The sequence below is a fragment of the Streptosporangium sp. NPDC003464 genome (genome assembly GCF_053588315.1).
Genome location: NZ_JBSFPS010000095.1, coordinates 13,665 through 32,768 on the forward strand (window position 1 = coordinate 13,665; position 19,104 = coordinate 32,768).

A 19,104-nucleotide genomic window follows, 5' to 3' on the forward strand; every position below is an offset into this window, starting at 1 on the left:
GGACACTCGACCTGGATCCCGCGACGCCCTCCCCTCCGGAGGGCGCCTGGCCCCGGCCCCGGCCGCGCGCCAGGCCGATCAGTGATCGCGGTGGGTGACGAGCCGGGCCAGCGCGCTCAGCTCGGCGACCGGTCCCGGCACCGACCCGGCCGACCGCAGCCGGCGCAGCGCCCGGGTCAGCAGCTCGTCGGCCTGCGACTGGCTCCAGGCACGTCCGCCGACGGCGTCGATGAGCTCGGCGGCGCGGACCAGGTCGGCATCGGACAGGGGGCGCTCTCCGTGATAGAGCAGGGCCAGCTCCCGTCCGGCCGGCGTCGCGGAGGCGAGCGCGGCCACGACCGGCAGGGACTTCTTACGGCTGCGCAGGTCGGAGTAGACCGGCTTGCCGGTCGCCGCCGGATCCCCCCAGATGCCCAGGAGGTCGTCGACGAGCTGGAACGCCAGCCCCAGGTCCCTGCCGAAGGCGTGCAGGTGCTCGATCTGTTCCAGGCTCCCCCCGCCGAGCAGCGCGCCGAGCGCGCAGGCACACCCCAGCAGGGCGCCCGTCTTGCCGGCCGCCATGCTCAGGCACTCGGCGAGCTCGACGTTCTGGCGCCGTTCGAAGGCGACGTCGGCGTGCTGGCCCTCCAGCAGCTCCTGGACCGCGGCGCCGAAGATCCGCGTCGCCTGCGGGGCCGCCGGGTGCCCGCCCGCGGCGAGCACGTCGAAGGCCAGTGTCAGCAGGGCGTCACCGGCCAGGATCGCCGGGCTGACGCCGAAGACGGTCCAGGCCGTGGGACGGTGGCGGCGGGTCCGGTCACCGTCCATCACGTCGTCGTGCAGGAGGGAGAAGTTGTGCGCCAGCTCGACGGCGGCCGCGGCGGGCAGCGCCGCGGCGGCGCCTCCCCCCACGGCCTCGGCCGCCAGCAGCACCAGCGCGGGACGGATGGCCTTGCCGCCGTCCGCCACGGTCTGCCCGCCATGCTCGTCCCACCACCCGAAGTGGTAGCCGGCGATGCGCCGCATCGATGGGGGCAGCGTGTCGACCGCCGGCCGCAGGGCGGACTCGACCAGCTCGCGGCTCCAGGCCAGCACCTCGCGCGCCGATCGCCCCCCGGCCGTAACCTCAACCGCGGTCATGTTCCCCGTCTCCTCGCTCTGTGGCCGGGCCCGGCGCCGGTGAGGGCGCCGGGCGCGAGGGGGACAGGACGGCGCCCCGGCCCCCACCGAAAGATCATGTGCGGCGGCCGGGCCCGGACCGGGGGTCCGGAGAGCCGCGGGTGCCCGTCCTCAGTGGCCGAGCTCGACGTCTTCGAGAATGCCGAGGGCGTCGGGGACCAGGACGGCGGCGGAGTAGTAGGCGCTGACCAGGTAGGAGATGATCGCCTTCTCGCTGATGCCCATGAACCGGACCGACAGGCTCGGCTGGTATTCGTCCGGGATGCCGGTCTGGTGCAGGCCGACGACGCCCTGGTTGTCCTCCCCGGTCCGCATGGCGAGGATCGACGTGGTGCGGGTGCCGGAGATGGGGATCTTGTTGCAGGAGAAGATCGGGATACCGCGCCAGGCGGGCACGGTGCCGCCGCCGACGTCGATGCCGAGCGGGTAGAGCCCGCGGCGGTTGCACTCCCGGCCGAAGGCGGCGATGGCGTAGGGGTGGGCGAGGATGAACTGCGTGTTCCTCCGGCGGCTGATCAGCTCGTCGAGGTCGTCGGGGGTGGGCGGCCCGGTCCGCGTGTGGATCCGCTGCTTGAGGTCGGCGTTGTGCAGCAGCCCGAACTCACGGTTGTTGATCAGCTCGTGCTCCTGCCGCTCCCGCAGCGCCTCGATCGTCAGCCGGAGCTGCTGCTCGATCTGGTCCATCGGGTCGTTGTAGAGGTCGGCCACCCGGCTGTGGACCCGCAGCACGGTCTGCGCGACGCTCAGCTCGTACTCCCGGGGCGCGAGCTCGTAGTCGACGAACGTGCCCGGCAGGTCGGGCTCCCCCACATGGCCCGCCACCGTCTCGATGGCGGCCTCGCCGTACTTGTTCTGTGGCCCCTTGGGAGCGGCCTGGACCTGGCGCAGGTGGGCCTGGAGCGTTTCGGACTGGTCGACCAGCTCACGGAACGCCTGCCGGGGCAGGACCATCGCGGTCCCCGCGGTGATCGCCTGGACGGTGAACTCCCACTCCCCCTGCGAGTCTCCCTGCGAGGCCGCCAGCGTCTCGTCGCCGAAGTGGTCGCCTCCGGCCAGCACCCCCAGGACGACCTGGTCGCCGTAGGGGCCGGTGCCGACCTTGTTGAGCTTGCCGTGGGCGATGAGCACCACCTCGTCGGCCGGCCGGCCCGCCTGCACCAGCACCTCCCCGGCCGCGAACTCCCGCTGCGTGAACCGCTCCCCCAGCGCCTCCAGGACATCGGAGTCGTCGAAGTGACGCAGCGTCGGCAGCTCGCACAGCTCGGCCGGGACGACCCTCACCTGCGATCCGGTGGTGGTGAAGCTGACCCGGCCGTCGCCGACGGTGTAGCTCAGCCGCCGGTTCACCCGGTAGGTGCCGCCCGACACCTGCACCCACGGCAGCACCCGGAGCAGCCACCGCGAGGAGATCTCCTGCATCTGCGGCACTGTCTTGGTCGTCGTCGCGAGATTGCGCGCCGCGGCCGTCCCCAGACTCAACTGCGCCCTGCCGGCATCGATCTCCGTCACAACCCACCACCTGTCTGCACTCGTGTCGAAAGGGAGGAACTGAAGGTTTGAATCGGAAAATGGGAATTCGCCGGATCAACCGTCGCCGGATCCGCAGGTTTTCCCACTCCTGGAACGGAATCCGGACACGGACCGTCATCGCGAACAGGACCAATTTTGGAGTTCAATTAAATGGCCTGTCAAGCATTAAAAATAATTCAGTAAAAAGCGAATATCGCTATTACCATGAAATGACAGAATAGGAGTTAATAACTGAGTTTTGTCGGCTGCTGCGGAGGCCATGCCCGTCTGCGGCCTTCCCGGCGATCCGTCTTCTTCTCCGGCCCGGACCGGCCCCGCCCGGCCGGACGCGGAAACGCGGAGACCTCCGTACGCGGTGTGGAGCCCAGGCTCCTTCGGCGCGTACGGAGGTCTCCGCTGTCGATCAGGCTCTGCCGTCGACGACACCCGCGGTCGACACGGCTAGCGGAGCCCGCGTCTGCTGTACATGCTGGCCGCCAGGAAGACGCCCACGGCGGCCAGGACGACCTGGATGGCCAGCTCGATCCAGTCGATTCCCCGCGTGACGCCCACCCCCAGCGCGCCGGCGATCGCGGTGCCGATGAGGGCCGCGATGATGCCGATCACGACGGTGAGCCAGATCGGGATGCTCTGCCGTCCCGGCACGACCAGACGGCCCAGGGCGCCGATGATCGCTCCGATGACGATGGCGGTGATGATGCCGGTGACTGTCATGATCCACGCTCCCAGTGCTCGGCTGCCGGACATGTGCCCGCGGAGAGGGGAGTGACACTTAGAAGAACGATCGCGACGGCCGGGGTGTTCCCCCGGGCCCCGCGCGGGCGGGCCGTGGTGTCGCACGGCCGGTCAGCACGATGGAGAACTCCGCGGGCTCCCGCGCGGGCGGGCCGTGGCCGCCGGTCGCCGCGGCCGCGCCCGGCTCCGGCGATTCGCTGCCCCCAGCGTGGGTAGACAGAGGTTTCCGCAGCTTGGAGACCGGAAAGGCGGCGGTGACCGAGTCCGGTCCCGGTGGTCGCGGGCCGGGCGGGCCTGTCCGGCCCGCGACCGCCGGGGCCGTGCCCCTGCCCGGATCGGCGGGGGCCGTTCTGAGGAGGGCATGTGACCATTGACGGACGGACGGCCGAACGCTCGGCTCCCGACATCGACGACACGACCGCCGAAGCGCTGGGCAGGCTCTCCGAGGCACTGGAGACGACGGAGCGGGCCCGCGGCCACCTCTACTCCTTCCACCAGCTCACCGGCCATGCCGACCTGCAGCTCGACCGGGCCGTGGAGCTGCTGCGCGCCGCGGGCCACAGCGACCTGGCCGACGTCGTGGCCGACGAGCTGATCGGCCGCAACGTGCTGCCCGACCGGTGGACCTTCCAGATCATGGAGGAGTACGACGACGGCTACTACCGCTTCTTCGCCGGGCTGGAGAAGCGGATCAGGGACGAGCTGGCCGGCGGCCGCCGCCATATCTACGAGGCGCGGATGAAGGCGGAACGCCAGAGCTGAGACCGGCCGCCGGTACGGTCCGGGCGGGGGGACCGGCACCCGGCGGCGCGCCGTACAGTGGCGGCATGGGGATGGTCGAAACGGTGGGGCTGGTGCTGCACCCGCAACGTGACTCCAAGGTGGCCATCGACACGATCGTGGAGTGGGCCCGCCTGCACGGCGTGACCGTGTACGGCCTGCCCGACGAGGTCGGGCGCATCGACTGCAGCGCGGTGCCGGTCGACGTCGAGACCCTGGTGGACCGTGCCGACCTGCTCGTCAGTCTGGGGGGCGACGGCACCATGCTGCGCACCATGCGGCTCATCGCCGGGCGGCCCACCCCCATCCTCGGCGTGAACCTCGGCAAGCTGGGCTTCCTCGCCGAGATCGACGTCGACGAACTGTCCTCCGCGCTGTCGGCCATCGACAACCACCACTACACCGTCGAGCCCCGTATGGCGGTGCGGGTCACCCTGCCCTCGGGCGAGACGGTGACCGCCTTCAACGACATCGCCCTGGTGCGCACCCCCGGCGACGGACTGTCGGCGGTGGCGATCACGGTGGAGAGGCACCCCTTCGTCCGCTACGCGGCCGACGCCGTCATCGTCGCGACCCCCACGGGGTCGACCGCCTACAGCTTCTCCGCGGGCGGCCCGATCGTCTCCCCGACGGTCGAGGGGTTCCTGGTCGTGCCCGCGGCGGCCCATTCGGCGTTCAACCGGGCCCTGGTGCTCTCCGCCGACGAGCGGGTCGACCTGGAGGTCCTCCCGACCAGCGGCCGGCTGGCGATGGAGGTGGACGGGGCGATCGGCGCCCACCTGTCGCCCGGCGACCAGGTCACCGTCACCGCGATCCGCGCCTTCGCCTGGGTCGTGCGGCTGGGCACCACGAGCTTCTACGAGCGCGCCCGGCGCAAGCTCCGCGTGAACGGCAGCGCCGAGGTCGACTAGCGGCCAACCGTCCCGTCCAGGCCGGCCGTCCCGCCCGGACCGGCCACACCGCCGCAGGCCCGTCGCGCCACCCGGACCGGCCACACCGCCGCCGGACGGGGCCGGGGAGCGGCATCGGTGAAATACCGGGAACGCCGGGAGGGCTTCGCTATGCTGATCTCTCCCGTCACGGCGGGTTACACATCCGGTCTCAGCGTGGAGGCTCGTCTGTGCCCGAATGGCCGTCCACCCTCGACGTGACGGAGCTGATGGCGGGTGGCTGGCGCCCCACCCCGTTCCGGCAGTTCATCCTCAAGATCCACAGCCGGTGCGACCTCGCGTGCGACTACTGCTACATGTACGAGATGGCGGACCAGAGCTGGCGCTCGCGTCCCCGCCAGATGTCCCCGGAGATCGTGGCCGCGGTCGCCGCCCGGGTCGCCGAGCACGTCCACGCGCACGCGCTGCCCTCGGTCGAGGTGATCCTGCACGGCGGCGAGCCGCTGCTCGCCGGCCGGGAGCCGATCCGGGAGGCGGTCTCCTCGATCCGTTCCGCGGTCGGCCCCGGCAGCCGCGTCGACGTCAGCCTCCAGACCAACGCGACTCTGCTCGACACCGCCTACCTCCGGCTCTTCGACGAGCTGGACGTTCGGGTCGGGGTCAGCCTCGACGGCGACGCGCAGATGCACGACAGGAGCAGGCGGCGCCCCAACGGCGAGGGCAGCCACGCGGCGGTCGCCGCCGCCCTGGGCCGCCTCTCCTCCGCCCCCTTCCGACACCTGTTCGCCGGGCTGCTGTGCGCCGTCGACCTGCGCAACGACCCGATCGCGACCTATGAGGCGCTTGTCGCTTTCGATCCGCCGGCCGTGGACTTCCTCCTCCCCCACGGCAACTGGTCCGCTCCCCCGCCCGGCCGCGTGCCGGGCTCGGACGCCACTCCGTACGCCGACTGGCTGATCGCCGTCTTCGACCGGTGGTACGGATCTCCCCGCCCGCAGACCCGGGTCCGGCTCTTCGGCGAGATCATGCACCTGCTGCTGGGCGGAGCCTCCGCCAACGAGCAGGTGGGGCTCTCCCCGGTGGGGACGGTGGTCGTCGAGACCGACGGCGGGATCGAGCAGTCCGACATCCTCAAATCCGCCTACGACGGCGCGGCCTCCACCGGGCTGCACGTCACCCGTGACCCCTTCGACGCGGCGCTGACGCTCCCCTCCGTCGCCGCGCGCCAGATCGGCGAGCTGGCCCTGGCGCCGCAGTGCGCGGCCTGTCCGGTGGCCCGCGTGTGCGGCGGCGGCCTCTACGCCCACCGCTACCGCGCCGGCAGCGGCTTCGCCAACCCCTCGGTCTACAGTCCCGACCTCCTGCGCCTCATCACCCACATCAGGCGAGCCGTCGCAACTGATGTGTCCACGCTGAAAGGATCCCGATGAACCTCCGCGAGCACCGGATTCCGGCGGACACCTTCTCCGAGCTGTCGGCGGGCGCGGGGGGCGCGGCCGCGGCGCGCCTGCTCGCGGCCACCCAGTACAGCAAGCACGTGCTGCTCGTGCGCGGGGTCGTGGACACGGCGCGGGCGGCCGGGCATCCCCAGGCGGACGCCGCGCGCCGCGGCTACGACATCCTCACGGCCCTCCAGGCCGGGCATCCGGAGGCCGTGGACGCGGTGCTGCGCTACCCGTCGGTCGGGGCGTGGGCCCGGCACACCGTCAGAAGGCTGTCGGAGTCCGGCGGCCCGGCCGTGCCCGGACAGCTCGGGGCGCTGGCCGCCGCCGCCGCGCTGCGGGCCGGTACGGCCTGCACGGTCGAGGTGCCCGTGACGGACGCGGTCCTCACTCTCCCCTCGGTGGGGCAGGTCCTCCTGCCCGGCGGCGCCGCCGCCGCGACGGTCCGGTGCGCCGGGGGCGGGGCGGAGGTCACGGCGGAGGGCTTCCGGATCGAGATCTCCCCGTCCGGCGCCGAGACGCCCGGGTGGCTGCCCCTGCGGGCGCTGGAGTCGGAGTCCGGCGGCAGGCGCCTGCGGGTGCTGATCGACGACCTCGACCCCTACCGCATGCCGGGCTCGGCCGACCTGAGCGGCCGGCTCGGCCCGACGCAGGTGTCGTACTGGCAGTCCGCCCTGGACTCGGCCTGGGAGCTGCTCGTCCGGCACCATACGACGGTAGCCGACGAGACCGCCACGGTGGCCTCCGTGTTCGCGCCGATGGCCCCCGAGAGCGGGGGGCAGTCGAGCGCGTCCTCCCGCGAGACCTTCGGCTGCGTGGCGCTGTCGGAGCCGCTGGACGGATGCTCGCTCGCGGTGACGCTCGCCCACGAGATCCAGCACGCCAAGCTGTCGGCCCTGCTCGACGTCGTCACGATGCTGCTGCCCGACGACGGCTCCCGGCACTACGCGCCCTGGCGCGACGACCCCCGGCCGCTGGGCGGGCTGCTCCAGGGGGCCTACGCCTACCTCGGCGTCACCGAGTTCTGGCGGCGCCAGCGCGCGCACGAGAGCGGCAAGGCCGCCGTCCTGGCGAGCGCCGAGTTCGCGCAGTGGCGCGAGGCGGCGCGCATGGTCTGCGGGACGCTGGAGGGCAGCGGGCGGCTGACCGCGGCGGGAGAGATCTTCCTGGCCGGCATGGTCGCCCGGCTGGACGGGTGCGCGGCCGAGCCCGTCCCGGCCGAGGCCCTGGCGCTGGCCCGCGAGGCGGGCCGGCGCCATCACGACCGGTGGGTCGAGCGCAACGGCTAGATCGCCGGCGGGTCGAAGTCGAAGTCGAGGCGGTCGTTGCGGGCCGCCACGATGACGTCGGGGTGGTTCTGCCCCAGCACCCGGTGGTAGCGCTCGAAGGTGTCGGCCCACAGGACGTCCGCCTCGTCGTCCCTCCGCTCCGCCCGCAGGTCCTGGACCAGGTTGGTGGCGCAGGCCAGGGTCAGCGGGTGGTCGACGCCGAGGACCTCGCGCAGCCGGACGAGGGTGTCCTGGCTCATGACGAGCGCGGCGGCGCTCTCGCCGAGGACCGCGAGGTCGCTGGCGAGATTGATGGCGCAGGTCAGCGAGTAGTGGTGGTCCACGCCGAGCGTCCGGTTGAGCCCTTCCAGCGATATCTCGTCGAGCTGCCGGGCCTGCTCGGCGTCTCCGTGGACCCGTAGCAGCAGCGCGAGGTTGGTGGCGCACCCGTAGTTGAAGGGGTGGTCCTCGCCGTACATCGCCGGGTAGCGGGTGGAGGTGTCACGGAGGAGGTCGAGGGCCTCGCCGGTGCGCCCGCCGGCCCGCAGCGCGTTGGCCAGGCACAGGGCCGCCGCGAGGGTGTCGGGGTGGTCCCGGCCGAAGATGCGCTCCTGCCGCTCGAAGGTGCTCTCCGCCAGCTCCAGCGCCTCGTCGATCGCTCCGGCCCGGCGCTTGGCGATGGACAGGTCCTTGGCGGTGCGCAGCGTCCAGGGATGGTCGGCGCCGAGCTCCTGCAGGCCGTACTCCAGGGCGTCCTCGCCCAGGTCGCAGGCCTCGAAGTATTCGCCGCTCAGCCGCACCACCCGGGCGAGGCCGTTGCGGAAGGCGAGGATGTTCTGCTTGCTGGAGCCGGAGCCGGCCCTGCTCTGCACCATGTAGGTCCGCTCGAGCAGCTGGCGGGTCGCGGTGTAGTCGCCGAGCAGGAGATAGTCGATGCTCAGGTTGTTCATCGCGCGCAGCGTCCGCCGGTGGTCGGGCCCGAACACCGCCTCGTGCTGGCGCAGGGACTCCTTGTCGTGCTCCAGGGCGGCGGAGAACTCGCCGCGCGCCCGGATGTCGGCGCCGTAGCTGTTGGTGAGCAGCAGCGTCTCGGCGTGCTCCGGGCCCAGCACCTCCAGCATGCGGGCGAGCGTCACCCGGTTGAGGTCGTAGGCGGCCTGGTACTCGCCGAGCTCGCGCACGACGATGCCGAGGTGCCGCTGGGCCGAGAGCACGTATTCGTCGTCGTCGCTGGAGTCTTCCCGCCACTGGGCGAGGAGGCCCTCGACGAGCACCCGCGCCGACCTGAAGTCTCCGGAGGAGTAGAGGTAGCGCACCACGTCGAGGACGAAGCGGCGGACCTGCGGCTCCCGGCTCTGGGCGACGCGGGCGGGCGTCACGTGACCGAGCAGCTCGGAGTAGCGGGGCCAGGCGGTGTTGTCGTCGGGCTCCTCGGGCGCGGCGGCGGCCAGCAGCAGGTGCACCTCGTGCCGGAAGCTCGTGCTGTCGCGCTCGCTGAGCTCGTCGCGCAGGAGGGCCTGGACCAGCCGGTGGACCTGGATGGTGCGGCTGACGGAGTCGAGACGGACCAGCGCGTAGCGGCCGAGCTCACGGATGGCCCGGCTGACGAGGATGGGGTTCCCCAGCAGCGCGCCGAGCCGGGACTCGGCCTCGGCCTGCTCCGACAGCGGCGCGAACACGTCGCGGGGTATGGGCTCGGGGCCGAAGAAGGCGCAGCAGCGCAGGAGCTCGACCGCCTCGGGCATCTTGGAGATGAGCTGCGACACCGACAGCGACCAGGCGGCGGTCATCGACACCGGATAGTCGGACGGCTTGCTCTCGGCCAGCAGCAGCGCCGTCTGCTCGTGGAGCAGCCGCAGGTATTCGTCGACGGACATGCCGGTCTCGGCCTGGAGCGCGCCCGCCTGCTCCAGCGCCAGCGGCAGGTCTCCGAGCTCCTCGGCCAGCCGGTCCGCCTCCTGGCGGCTCATCGCCTTGGACACCCGCTTGCTCAGGAACTCGATGCTCTCCTCGCGGCCGAACACGTCGATGGCGACGGTGTCGACGACGCCCTGCCACCGGTGGTTGCGGGAGGTGATCAGGACGTGTCCCGGGCCCCGGGGCACGATCTCGTTGAGGTCCTCGGGCTGGTCGGCGTTGTCGAATATCAGCAGCCACTTGTCGTACGGCTCGCCGCGGCGCAGCGCGTCGAGCACCGCCGTGGCCGCGTCTTCGATGCCGGTGGTCGCCGCCGAGGGCAGGCCGAGATAGGGGGCGAGCCCGGCGAGGGAGGAGCGGACCAGCACGGGCTGGTCGGCGGGGACCCACCAGACGAGGTCGTAGGCGGATCTGTAGCGGTAGGCGTACTCGATGGCGACCTGGGTCTTGCCGACGCCGCCCAGTCCGTGGAGGGCGTGCGGGACCACCGCGGTGACCTCGGCGGTGACTCCCTTGCGCAGCTGTTCGAGCAGATCGTCTCTGCCGGTGAAGTTCTTGTTCCGCTGCGGGACCTTGCCCCATACGTCCGGTGACCGTCCCGGCGCCCGTGACGCCCCGGAAGAGTGCGCGACAGACACGCGATCGCCTCCACTGACTGATTCTGCGCTCATGCTAGCGCTGGGTTAACTGAATGTTTATAAGCCAGTTGGACAGAACTTTCTATTCGGCTCGCTTAACTTGGAACACTTTCGTGACAACGAAATACAAAAAGGAGCTCCAGTCCCTGCAGTCGCAGGTAGCAAAACTCCCTTATAGCTACAAACATCCCCGTCTAGCCTACGGTCGAAGTTGACTTCATAACATGGAAGGATGTAGGCGTCAAGATGTTTGAGGAGCCAGGGAGCCCAGGTGGGTGAGCAAGCTACAGATTTCGGCACAGACCTCATCGATGTGACCGACATAAGGCTGAGTGACCTCGACCAAGTCGGTGAGTCCAGTCTCGCGCTCGCACTGCGCCGGTTGCTTAGCGAGGAGGACACCGGCCCGGTCGCCGGATTCACATCGTCAATCTAGCGGGACTTGACGACACCGCCCTGGATGTGCGACACAAGGTGTCACAAAGGGACCTTCCACCAATAACCAGGGCGGTGTCGTGGACGACGCGGACTGGCGGCGACTGATCGACCAACTCCGCAGTGGAGACTGCACGCCCTTTCTCGGCGCGGGGGCCTGTTACGGCACCCTCCCGACCGGCTCCGAACTCAGCAGAAAATGGGCAAAAAGCTATAAATACCCTTTTCCTGATGACCACGACCTCGCCCGCGTGATGCAGTACGCGGCGGTGCTGGAAGGCGACCCGGTCTACCTCAAAGAGCAGATCTGCGAATACCTCCAGTCGCACGGGCTGCCCGACTTCGGCCACGCCGGCGAGCCCCACGCGCTCCTGGCCAAGTTCAACCTGCGCGTCTTCCTCACCACCAACTACGACAACTTCCTGGTGGAGGCGCTGGCGGGCGAGGGCAAGACGGCTCACACGGCGATGTGCTCCTGGGCCGACCGCAACCCCCAGGAGACCCCGGAGCTGCCGGAGCCCTCGGTCGACGAGCCGCTGGTCTACCACCTGCACGGGAGCTGGGCCGAATCCTCGTCCCTGGTCCTCATCGAGGACGACTATCTCGAGTATCTGGCCAACGTGGCGGCGGCGCAGGCGTCGGGCAACCGGACGCTGATCCCCATCCCTGTGCTGCGCGCGATGACCACCCGCCCCCTGCTGTTCGTGGGCTACAGCCTGCAGGACTGGACCTTCCGTGTGCTCTTCCACGGCCTGCTCCGCGCCATCCCGGCCGTCCGCCTGCGGCGCCACGTGAGCGTGCAGCTGCTGCCGCCGCTGAACACGCCGATAGCCGAGGCCGAGGAGCGGGCGAAACAGTATCTCGTCCGATACCTCGACGCGGGATGGCGCATCTCGATCTTCTGGGGCACCGCGGCCGAGTTCTGCCAGGAGCTGCGGCGACGGCTGGGACCGGACGCATGACCTCCACCGGCCACGTGCAGAACGAGACGGGCCAGCCGTACGTGGGGCTGCGCGCCTTCCGGCGGCGGGACGAGGGCCTGTTCTTCGGCCGCGAGCGCGAATCACGCGAGATCGCCACCCTCTGGCAGGCCGACAGGCTGACCGTCCTCTACGGCGCCTCCGGCGTCGGCAAGACCTCCCTCCTGCACGCGGGGGTGCTGCCGCTCCTCGACCCCGACCGCGTCGACGTCCTGCCGGTGGGCCGGGTCGCCCCGGACCCCGCCCTCCTTGTCACCACCACGCCGGTGCGCAGCGTCTACACCCTGAGCCTGCTGTCGTCGTGGTCGGCCGCGCCGCCCGCCGAGCTCGCCGGGCTGACCGTCCGCGACTTCCTCGACCGGCACCCGGCGCGCGTCGACCGCTACGACGACCCCATCCCGACGCTGATCGCCATCGACCAGGCCGAGGAGATGTTCACCGGAGCCCCCTACGGGGAGGCCGACCTGGAGGAGTTCGTCGCCCAGCTCGCCGACGCCCTCCAGGCCCACGCCGGACTGCGCCTGCTGCTGTCGATGCGCCAGGAGTATCTCGCCTCCATCGTCCCCTTCGAACGTGTGCTGGGCCAGGGCTCCCGCTCCTGGTTCCACCTGCTGCCCTTCCGGCGGGAGGCCGCGCTGGAGGCCACCCGCCGGCCGCTGGAGGGCACCGAGCGCAGGTTCGGCGAGAACGCCGCGGAGATGCTGGTCGACGACCTGCAGACCGTGACGATATACAGCGACCAGGGCGAGAAGACCGTGCTGAGGGTCAGCGGCGTCGAACCGGTGCAGCTCCAGGTGGTCTGCGCCGCGCTGTGGGAGTCGCTGCCGCCCGACGTCCACGAGATCACCGTCGACCACGTACGGCTGCACGCCACCGTCGACCGCTTCCTGGCCGGTTTCTGCCGGCGGATGCTGAGGGAGGTCGCCGAGGAGCTCAACGTGCCCGAGGGCAGCATCCGGGCCTGGCTCAGGCGCACCTTCATCACCGAGCACGGCACCCGGGGCACCGCCTACGAAGGGCTCGACCAGACCGCCGGCATGCCCAACGCCGTGGTCAGGGCCCTGGAAGACCGCCACATGCTCAAGGCCGAATACCGGGCGGGCGCCCGCTGGTACGAGCTGCAGCACGACCGTCTCATCGCCGCCATCCGGCACACCGACCCCGAGACGTTCCTCCAGGCGGCGCGGACCGCCCTCTCCAGGGCCCAGTGGGCCCACGCGCGGGAGCTGACCGAAGACGCGGTGCGCGCGGCGGAGTTCGACGACCTGGGCGTGCGCGCCGAAGCCGAGGCGATCTTCGGCGACGTCGCGGTCGGGACCGGGGACCCGGAGACCGCGTGGAGGCGCTACGACGCGGCGGCGGAGATGTTCGCCGTGCTCCAGCGGGCCGACGGCGTGGGCCGGGTCCTGGCCGCCAAGGGGCGCCTGTCGCTGAGCCTGGGCGACTATCCCACCGCGGTCAGCGCGCTGACCGCGGCCGCCGCCAGGATACCGGGCGACATGTCCGCGCAGACCGCCCTCGCCCAGGCGCTGTGGCACGTCGGGCAGCCGCGCTCGGCCCTGATCGTCCTGAACGGCGCGCTGGCCGTGGCGGGCGACGCCCTGCTGGACGCCCTCGCCCTGCGCGGGGCGATCCTCGCCGACCTGGACCAACCCGAGGCCGCGCTCCGCGACCTCGACCTGGTCCGCCAGCACCAGCGGCCCGCGACCCTGGCGGCCCGCGCGCTGGCGCTGGCGCTGGCCGGCCGTTTCGACGCCGCGGAGCAGGAGGCGGCCGACGCGATCGCCAACGCCGGGAGCAACGGCCCCGTGCTGCTGCGCGCCGCCCGCATCCGCGTCATCCTCGGCAACGCCGTGGCGGGCGCGGACCTGGCCGCCCAGGCGATCAGGGCGACCGATCCCGCCCTTCCCGAGCATCTGCGGGAGCAGGCCCGGCGTCTGCTCCCGCAGGAGTGACCTCCGGCTGCGCCGCCTCCCGCCAGATGTAGTCGAACTGCCGGACCCAATAGGAATACCAGCGCTCGTTCTGCGCGCGGCTGAGCTCCAGATGCATCCGCGACGAAGTCGACGGATTGTGAAAACCGTGGATCTCGACGATCGCCCGGCCCTTCGAGCTGTCCGGGTCGATGAGCACGATACTGAATCCGGGGCTGTAGGGCAGGAGCCGGTAGCGGAACTGTCCTTCGGTCTCCCAGCCGCTCATCAGATCCAGCCGTTCGACCGCGCTCTCGAGCGCCGCGGGCAGTTTTTGGATCGGGAATTCGACGGAGTCGTCCAGCTGCCTGGAGGCCATCCGCACCGCGGCCTTCTCCGCCGGGTCGAGAATCACGACGCGGACCGACCCGCCCGTACGGGCGAGCACGGACTTACGCAGGACCTCGCACGTGTGCGCGGAGAGCAGATTCACCGCCGACGGCGCGAACACCCGCACATCACGCGCATTGGCCAGGGCCGCCGACAACGGCACGGAGTCGAACGCCGACCGGTCCCCCAGAATACTCGTGGAGATCTCCGAGCGCTCTTCCGGCAATGTGAGCCGGTAGACCAGAATTCCCACTCCGGAAAGGAGCGCGGCCCATTTCAGTTGGTCGGGGACCACGTCTCCGAAGATCGAGACGACGGCGAAGGCGAACACCACGATGGTCACGACATGGGCATCGACGTTCTGCCGGACTTTCATGTCCTGGATAAGCCGCCGCAGCCAGACCACCACGCCTCCTCCGGGCCTTCTCGCCGTTCACGGCCCCTGAACACATTGTCGACGACGGCAATTCGGAATGCGCGCCGTCCGGACGATCCCGTCGGTGCCGGCCCCGCGCGCCGCCGGCGCGCCCGGGACCGGCGGGCCTCCCGCCGGCGCCGGCCCCGCCGGCGGAGGGCCGCCGGCCGTGGCCGCCGGCGGCCGGCTTCAGGAGGCGGGCGCCGAGCCGTTCACCGTCAGGATCCGCTCCTGCGTCTCGATGGCCGGGAAGGTGCCGGTGTCGACGATCCCGTGCTCGTTGTAGGCGGCCTCGATCAGGGCGTGCGCCCGTGGCTCCAGCTTCCACAGCGCCCGGTATTCGCGGGCGGTCGCCAGCGTGATGCCGGTCTCGTGGGCGATGTCGGCCGCGCGGGGGACGAACTTCCGCTCGATCTGCTGGTCCCAGTATTCCCGCGCCGCCCGCATCAGGGCCGCGCGCTGCGCGGTGTCGACGACCGGCAGGGCGGTCTCCACCACCTCGGCCTCGTCGTCCTCGTCGTCGTCGTAGGCCGAGGGCCGGGCTGCGGGCAGCGCCTGCGGCTCCTCGGGCTCGGGGGCCCACGGGACGGGCGGGCTCAGGTCGATCAGGGCGGAGGTGTTGTAGAGCGCGCCGATCTGGGACAGCAGCGCCTCCTGGCGGGCCGTGTCGACCGCCAGGCCGGTGTGCTCCACCGCCTGGTCCATCGCCCGGTCCAGCTTGACGAGCGCCGCGCGCATCTTGCGGTCGGAGGCCCCGGCCTCGCGGAGCGCGCGGGCGCGCTTGGCCGCCAGCGCGACCCGGGTCAACCTCCGGTGGGCGTCCACCTCGCTCGCGGTCCGGTCGCTGGCCTCGGCCAGCCCGACACGGACGAGCATGCGCTCGGGGGTGATCCGCCAGTTGATGCGGGCCCGTCCGGTGATGCGGTGCCGTTCGATCGCCATGCCGCGCTCCCACAGCCACGCGGCCACCAGCGGGGCGGCCAGCCGGAAGACGGCCTCGGCGAGACTGCGGGCGTCCATGCTCGACAGCACCGCCGACAGCCCGGTGAGGGTCCACACCGCGACGCCGTCGATGCCCGCGGAGTAGTTCTCCCGCATGTTGCGGCGGGCCCGCACGGCACTGGTGATCACCGCGACCTCGATGAACGCGAAGAGCAGCAGCCGCAGGGGGCCGTCGAAGCCGAGCACGTCACCGGAGAAGCGCCACATGCCCTGGGCGGACACGCCCGTGGCGATGCACGCGGCGACGATGGTGAGGATGTCCTCGGCCGGGCGGGGGGCGACGTAACGGTGGAAGAACCGGTTGCCCGCACGGTAGGCGGCACGGAGGGCGAAGTAGGCCAGGCCGAGCAGGGCCAGCGCGACCACGCAGATGATGACCGTTCCGACCGGATGGTCCGACGTGAAGGCGGTGATTTGATCGATGGGGGGCATCAGTCACTGTCCGTCAGTCTCGATGTCCGACAGGATATGGACGCGATCATTCCAGAATGTCGGCAGCTTGTTCGTGAAACGGGTAGTCACGCCTGTGACTTGAGTGAACACGGGTGCGGACCCGTCCCCGGCCCGGCGTGGAGAACCGCGCGGGGCCGGGAGAGGAGTCCGGGCCGGGAGGGGGTCCGGCCCGGGCGGTCCGGGCACGGAGGGAGCCCTGTCACGGGCGGTCCTGGGGAGGGGTCCGCGCGGGCTCCGGCGCGGCTCCACGGGGCGGGCGGCGGTGCGGTGCCCGGGGGCCGCCGTGAATCGGCGATTACACCCTCTTGACGTCTACGTAACGTGAATGCATAACATGCATGCATGTAACCGCGGAGATCACCGTGATCCTCCACGGCGGCGGGCACGGCCGACCGTAGGCCCCGCACAGCCAGGCTTGACGTCCCCACCTGCAAGGAGCACAAGTGACGCAACGGTCCGTCGCCCCCTGCGCCGTCCCGTCGCCGGCCCCGTCCGCGCCCCCGCCGTCCGAATGGTGGCGCGATGCCGTGATCTACGAGATCTACGTGCGCAGTTTCGCCGACGGGAACGGCGACGGCATGGGCGACCTGCTGGGCGTGCGCAGCCGCCTGCGCTACCTCGCCGACCTCGGCGTGGACGCCGTCTGGCTCACCCCCTTCTACCCGTCCCCGCTGCACGACGGCGGGTACGACGTGTCGAGCTACCGCGCCGTCGACCCCCGGCTCGGCACCCTCGACGACGCCCGCGCCCTCGTCGCCGAGGCGCACGGCCTGGGCATGCGCGTGCTCATCGACATCGTGCCCAACCACACCTCCTCGGAGCACCCCTGGTTCGCGCAGGCGCTGCGCGACGAGCCCGGGGCCCGGGAGCGCTACGTCTTCCGGCCGGGCCGCGGGGAGGACGGGGCCCAGCCCCCCAACGACTGGGAGTCGAGCTTCGGCGGGCCCGCGTGGACCCGGCTGCCCGACGGCATGTGGTACCTGCATCTCTTCGCCCCCGAGCAGCCCGACCTCAACTGGGAGAACCCCGAGGTCCGCGCCGAGTTCGAGGACGTGATGCGGTTCTGGCTGGACATCGGCGTGGACGGGTTCCGCGTCGACGTGGCCCACGGCATGGTCAAGGCCGAGGGGCTCCCCGACGCCGGGTTCACCGGCCAGCTCAAGCTGCTCGGCCGCGCCCCGCTGCCCTTCTTCGACCAGGACGGTGTGCACGAGATCCTGCGTTCCTGGCGGCGGCTGCTGGACTCCTACCCGGGCGAGCGCATCGGGGTGGCGGAGGTGTGGCCGCCGTCACCGGCCCGGCTGGCCAACTACGTCCGGCCCGACGAGCTCCACCAGGCGTTCAACTTCAACTATCTCGCCGCCGACTGGGGCGCCGGCCCGCTCCGCCAGGTGGTCGACGCCTCGATCGCGGCCACCGACCTGGTCGGCGCGCCCACCACGTGGGTGCTGTCCAACCACGACCAGGTCCGCCACGTGACCCGCTACGGCGGAGGACGGCGCGGCACGCGGCGGGCCCGCGCGGCCGCGCTGCTCACCATGGCGCTGCCCGGCTCGGTCTACATCTACCAGGGGGAGGAGCTCGGCCTGCCGGAGGTCCTCGACCTCCCCGACGAGGTGCTGCAGGACCCGATCTTCTTCCGTACGGCCGGCGCGGACCGGGGCCGTGACGGCAGCCGGGTGCCGATCCCGTGGGCGGGTGGCGAGTCGTCGTTCGGCTTCTCCCCGCCGGGAGCCGACCCGAGCTGGCTGCCGATCCCCCGCGACTGGGGCAGGCAGGCGGTGATCCCGCAGCTCGGCGACCCCCGGTCCTTCCTCAACCTCTACCGCAACGCCGTGCGCCTGCGCCGTACCCACCCCGCCCTGGGCAGGGGGACGATGCGGTGGCTGGACTCGCCGCCGGAGACGCTCTTCTTCACCCGCGAGCCCGGGCTGCTGTGCACGGTCAACCTGGGCGCCGATCCCGTCGTCCTGGAGTCGCCCGGCACGCTGCTGCTGGCCAGCAGCGACATGCGCTCCAACGGGCTCCAGGCGGTCCTGGAGCCCGACACGGCCGCCTGGTGGTCACGCACCAGCCCCTGAACGCGCCGGTCGGGGGGCCGCGCGAGGCACCACCGGCCGGTCCCTGTCACGGCGGCGATCCCGCCGCCGTACGGGGACCGGCCGGGGGATGTCACTGGAGCGTGAGAACCGGGTCGTCGCCGGGGGCGGCCTCCGCGAGGGCGTCCAGGATCTGCCGGCCGTACTTCGCCAGCTTGTTCTCGCCCACACCGCTCACCTGGCCCAGCTCGGCCAGGGACGACGGAGGCTCGGTCGCGATCTCGCGCAGGGTCGCGTCGTGGAAGATCACATAGGCGGGCACGCCCTGCTCCTTGGCGGTGGCCGCGCGCCAGGCGCGGAGCCGCTCGAAGACCGGCACCGCCTCCTCGGGCAGCTCCGCGGGGGCGGCGCGACGGGACCCGCCGCCCCGGGCCGCCGCCTCCGGCCTGGCCCGCGCCGCCCGCTCGGGCTCGCGCCGCAGCAGGACCTGGCGCCGGCGGCCCAGCACCTCGGCGCTCGCGTCGGTGAGCAGCAGCGTGCCGTAGTCGCCCTCGACGGCCAGCAGGCCCTGGGCCAGAAGCTGGCGGACCACACCGCGCCACTCGGCCTCGCTCAGCTCCGTGCCGACGCCGAACACCGTCAGGGAGTGGTGGTCGAACTGGGTGACCTTGGCCGTCTCCCTGCCGAGCAGGATGTCGATGATCTGGCCGGCGCCGAACTTCTGGCGCCGCTCGCGCTGGAGCCTGAGCACCGTCGACAGGAGCTTCTGGGCGGCTATCGTGCCGTCCCACGACTGCGGCGGCGTCAGGCACGTGTCGCAGTTTCCGCAGGCGGTGCTCTGCTGGCCGAAGTAGTCCAGCAGCCGCACGCGGCGGCACTCGACCGTCTCGCAGAGGGCCAGCATGGCGTCGAGGTGGGTGCCCAGGCGGCGCCGGTGGGCGTCGTCGCCCTCGGAGGTGTCGATCATCTTGCGCTGCTGCACGACGTCCTGGAGCCCGTAGGCCAGCCAGGCGACGGAGGGCAGGCCGTCGCGCCCGGCCCGGCCGGTCTCCTGGTAGTAGCCGCCTACACCCTCCGCCCCGCCGAGCCCGTCCGGGCTCCCGCCGCCGTCCTGGAGGC

15 protein-coding genes are annotated in these 19,104 nt (G+C 71.7%); 8 read left to right on the plus strand and 7 right to left on the minus strand.

Annotated elements, in window-relative coordinates; all coding sequences use genetic code 11:
• Nucleotides 1–78: 78 nt before the first annotated feature.
• From ACWDS7_RS21700 to ACWDS7_RS21710, 3 genes are all read right to left on the minus strand, one after another.
• Nucleotides 79–1,119: a family 2 encapsulin nanocompartment cargo protein polyprenyl transferase gene (locus ACWDS7_RS21700; protein WP_451930727.1), complete on the minus strand. Its 1,041-nt coding sequence runs from the start codon at nt 1,117–1,119 to the stop codon at nt 79–81.
• Nucleotides 1,120–1,269: 150 nt separating this feature from the next.
• Nucleotides 1,270–2,667, minus strand: coding sequence for a family 2B encapsulin nanocompartment shell protein (locus ACWDS7_RS21705; RefSeq protein WP_451930728.1), 1,398 nt, complete (start codon nt 2,665–2,667; stop codon nt 1,270–1,272).
• Between the two features lie 462 nt (nt 2,668–3,129).
• On the minus strand, nt 3,130–3,402 hold the full coding sequence (locus tag ACWDS7_RS21710) for a GlsB/YeaQ/YmgE family stress response membrane protein (protein WP_306867210.1): 273 nt from the start codon (nt 3,400–3,402) through the stop codon (nt 3,130–3,132).
• Nucleotides 3,403–3,786: 384 nt separating this feature from the next.
• On the opposite strand from ACWDS7_RS21710, the gene ACWDS7_RS21715 reads away from it, so the two are divergent.
• The 4 genes from ACWDS7_RS21715 to ACWDS7_RS21730 all read left to right on the plus strand — a co-directional run bounded on the left by ACWDS7_RS21715 (nt 3,787) and on the right by ACWDS7_RS21730 (nt 7,824).
• Nucleotides 3,787–4,185 carry a hypothetical protein gene (locus ACWDS7_RS21715; protein ID WP_451930729.1) on the plus strand — a complete coding sequence of 133 codons (399 nt, stop codon included), beginning with the start codon at nt 3,787–3,789 and terminating at the stop codon, nt 4,183–4,185.
• Between the two features lie 65 nt (nt 4,186–4,250).
• Nucleotides 4,251–5,114: an NAD(+)/NADH kinase gene (locus ACWDS7_RS21720; protein WP_306867205.1), complete on the plus strand. Its 864-nt coding sequence runs from the start codon at nt 4,251–4,253 to the stop codon at nt 5,112–5,114.
• A gap of 209 nt (nt 5,115–5,323) precedes the next feature.
• Nucleotides 5,324–6,523: an FxsB family cyclophane-forming radical SAM/SPASM peptide maturase gene (locus tag ACWDS7_RS21725; RefSeq protein ID WP_451930730.1), complete on the plus strand. Its 1,200-nt coding sequence runs from the start codon at nt 5,324–5,326 to the stop codon at nt 6,521–6,523.
• Nucleotides 6,520–7,824, plus strand: a complete 1,305-nt coding sequence (locus ACWDS7_RS21730) for an HEXXH motif domain-containing protein (RefSeq protein WP_451930731.1) — start codon at nt 6,520–6,522, stop codon at nt 7,822–7,824. The genes ACWDS7_RS21725 and ACWDS7_RS21730 overlap by 4 nt, the downstream gene beginning before the upstream one ends.
• On the opposite strand, the gene fxsT is transcribed toward ACWDS7_RS21730, so the two are convergent.
• Entirely contained in the window at nt 7,821–10,358 is a 2,538-nt protein-coding gene (fxsT, locus tag ACWDS7_RS21735) for an FxSxx-COOH system tetratricopeptide repeat protein (protein ID WP_451930732.1), read from the minus strand. The two genes, ACWDS7_RS21730 and fxsT, sit on opposite strands and share 4 nt — an antisense overlap.
• 313 nt (nt 10,359–10,671) lie before the next feature.
• On the opposite strand from fxsT, the gene fxsA reads away from it, so the two are divergent.
• The 3 genes from fxsA (at nt 10,672) to ACWDS7_RS21750 (ending at nt 13,728) form a co-directional block, all read left to right on the plus strand.
• Nucleotides 10,672–10,794 carry an FxSxx-COOH cyclophane-containing RiPP peptide gene (gene fxsA, locus ACWDS7_RS21740; RefSeq protein WP_399965671.1) on the plus strand — a complete coding sequence of 41 codons (123 nt, stop codon included), beginning with the start codon at nt 10,672–10,674 and terminating at the stop codon, nt 10,792–10,794.
• Nucleotides 10,795–11,047: 253 nt separating this feature from the next.
• Entirely contained in the window at nt 11,048–11,755 is a 708-nt protein-coding gene (locus ACWDS7_RS21745; protein ID WP_451930737.1) for an SIR2 family NAD-dependent protein deacylase, read from the plus strand.
• Entirely contained in the window at nt 11,752–13,728 is a 1,977-nt protein-coding gene (locus ACWDS7_RS21750; protein WP_451930733.1) for an nSTAND1 domain-containing NTPase, read from the plus strand. Before ACWDS7_RS21745 ends, ACWDS7_RS21750 begins: the two co-directional genes overlap by 4 nt.
• Here ACWDS7_RS21750 and ACWDS7_RS21755 read toward each other — a convergent pair.
• On the minus strand, nt 13,658–14,485 hold the full coding sequence (locus ACWDS7_RS21755; RefSeq protein WP_451930734.1) for a hypothetical protein: 828 nt from the start codon (nt 14,483–14,485) through the stop codon (nt 13,658–13,660). The genes ACWDS7_RS21750 and ACWDS7_RS21755 overlap by 71 nt on opposite strands.
• A gap of 195 nt (nt 14,486–14,680) precedes the next feature.
• A complete protein-coding gene (locus ACWDS7_RS21760; protein WP_306867186.1) occupies nt 14,681–15,925 on the minus strand; it encodes a hypothetical protein in 1,245 nt (414 codons plus the stop codon).
• Between the two features lie 464 nt (nt 15,926–16,389).
• Between ACWDS7_RS21760 and ACWDS7_RS21765 the strand changes: the two genes are divergently transcribed.
• The gene (locus tag ACWDS7_RS21765; protein WP_451930735.1) at nt 16,390–18,027 is read left to right on the plus strand and encodes a glycoside hydrolase family 13 protein; all 1,638 of its coding nucleotides are present in this window, start codon (nt 16,390–16,392) and stop codon (nt 18,025–18,027) included.
• 91 nt (nt 18,028–18,118) lie between these two features.
• Here the strand turns inward: ACWDS7_RS21765 and ACWDS7_RS21770 are convergent.
• Nucleotides 18,119–19,104, minus strand: a 986-nt coding sequence (locus ACWDS7_RS21770; protein WP_451930736.1) for an RQC domain-containing protein, incomplete at its 5' end; no start/stop codon positions are given.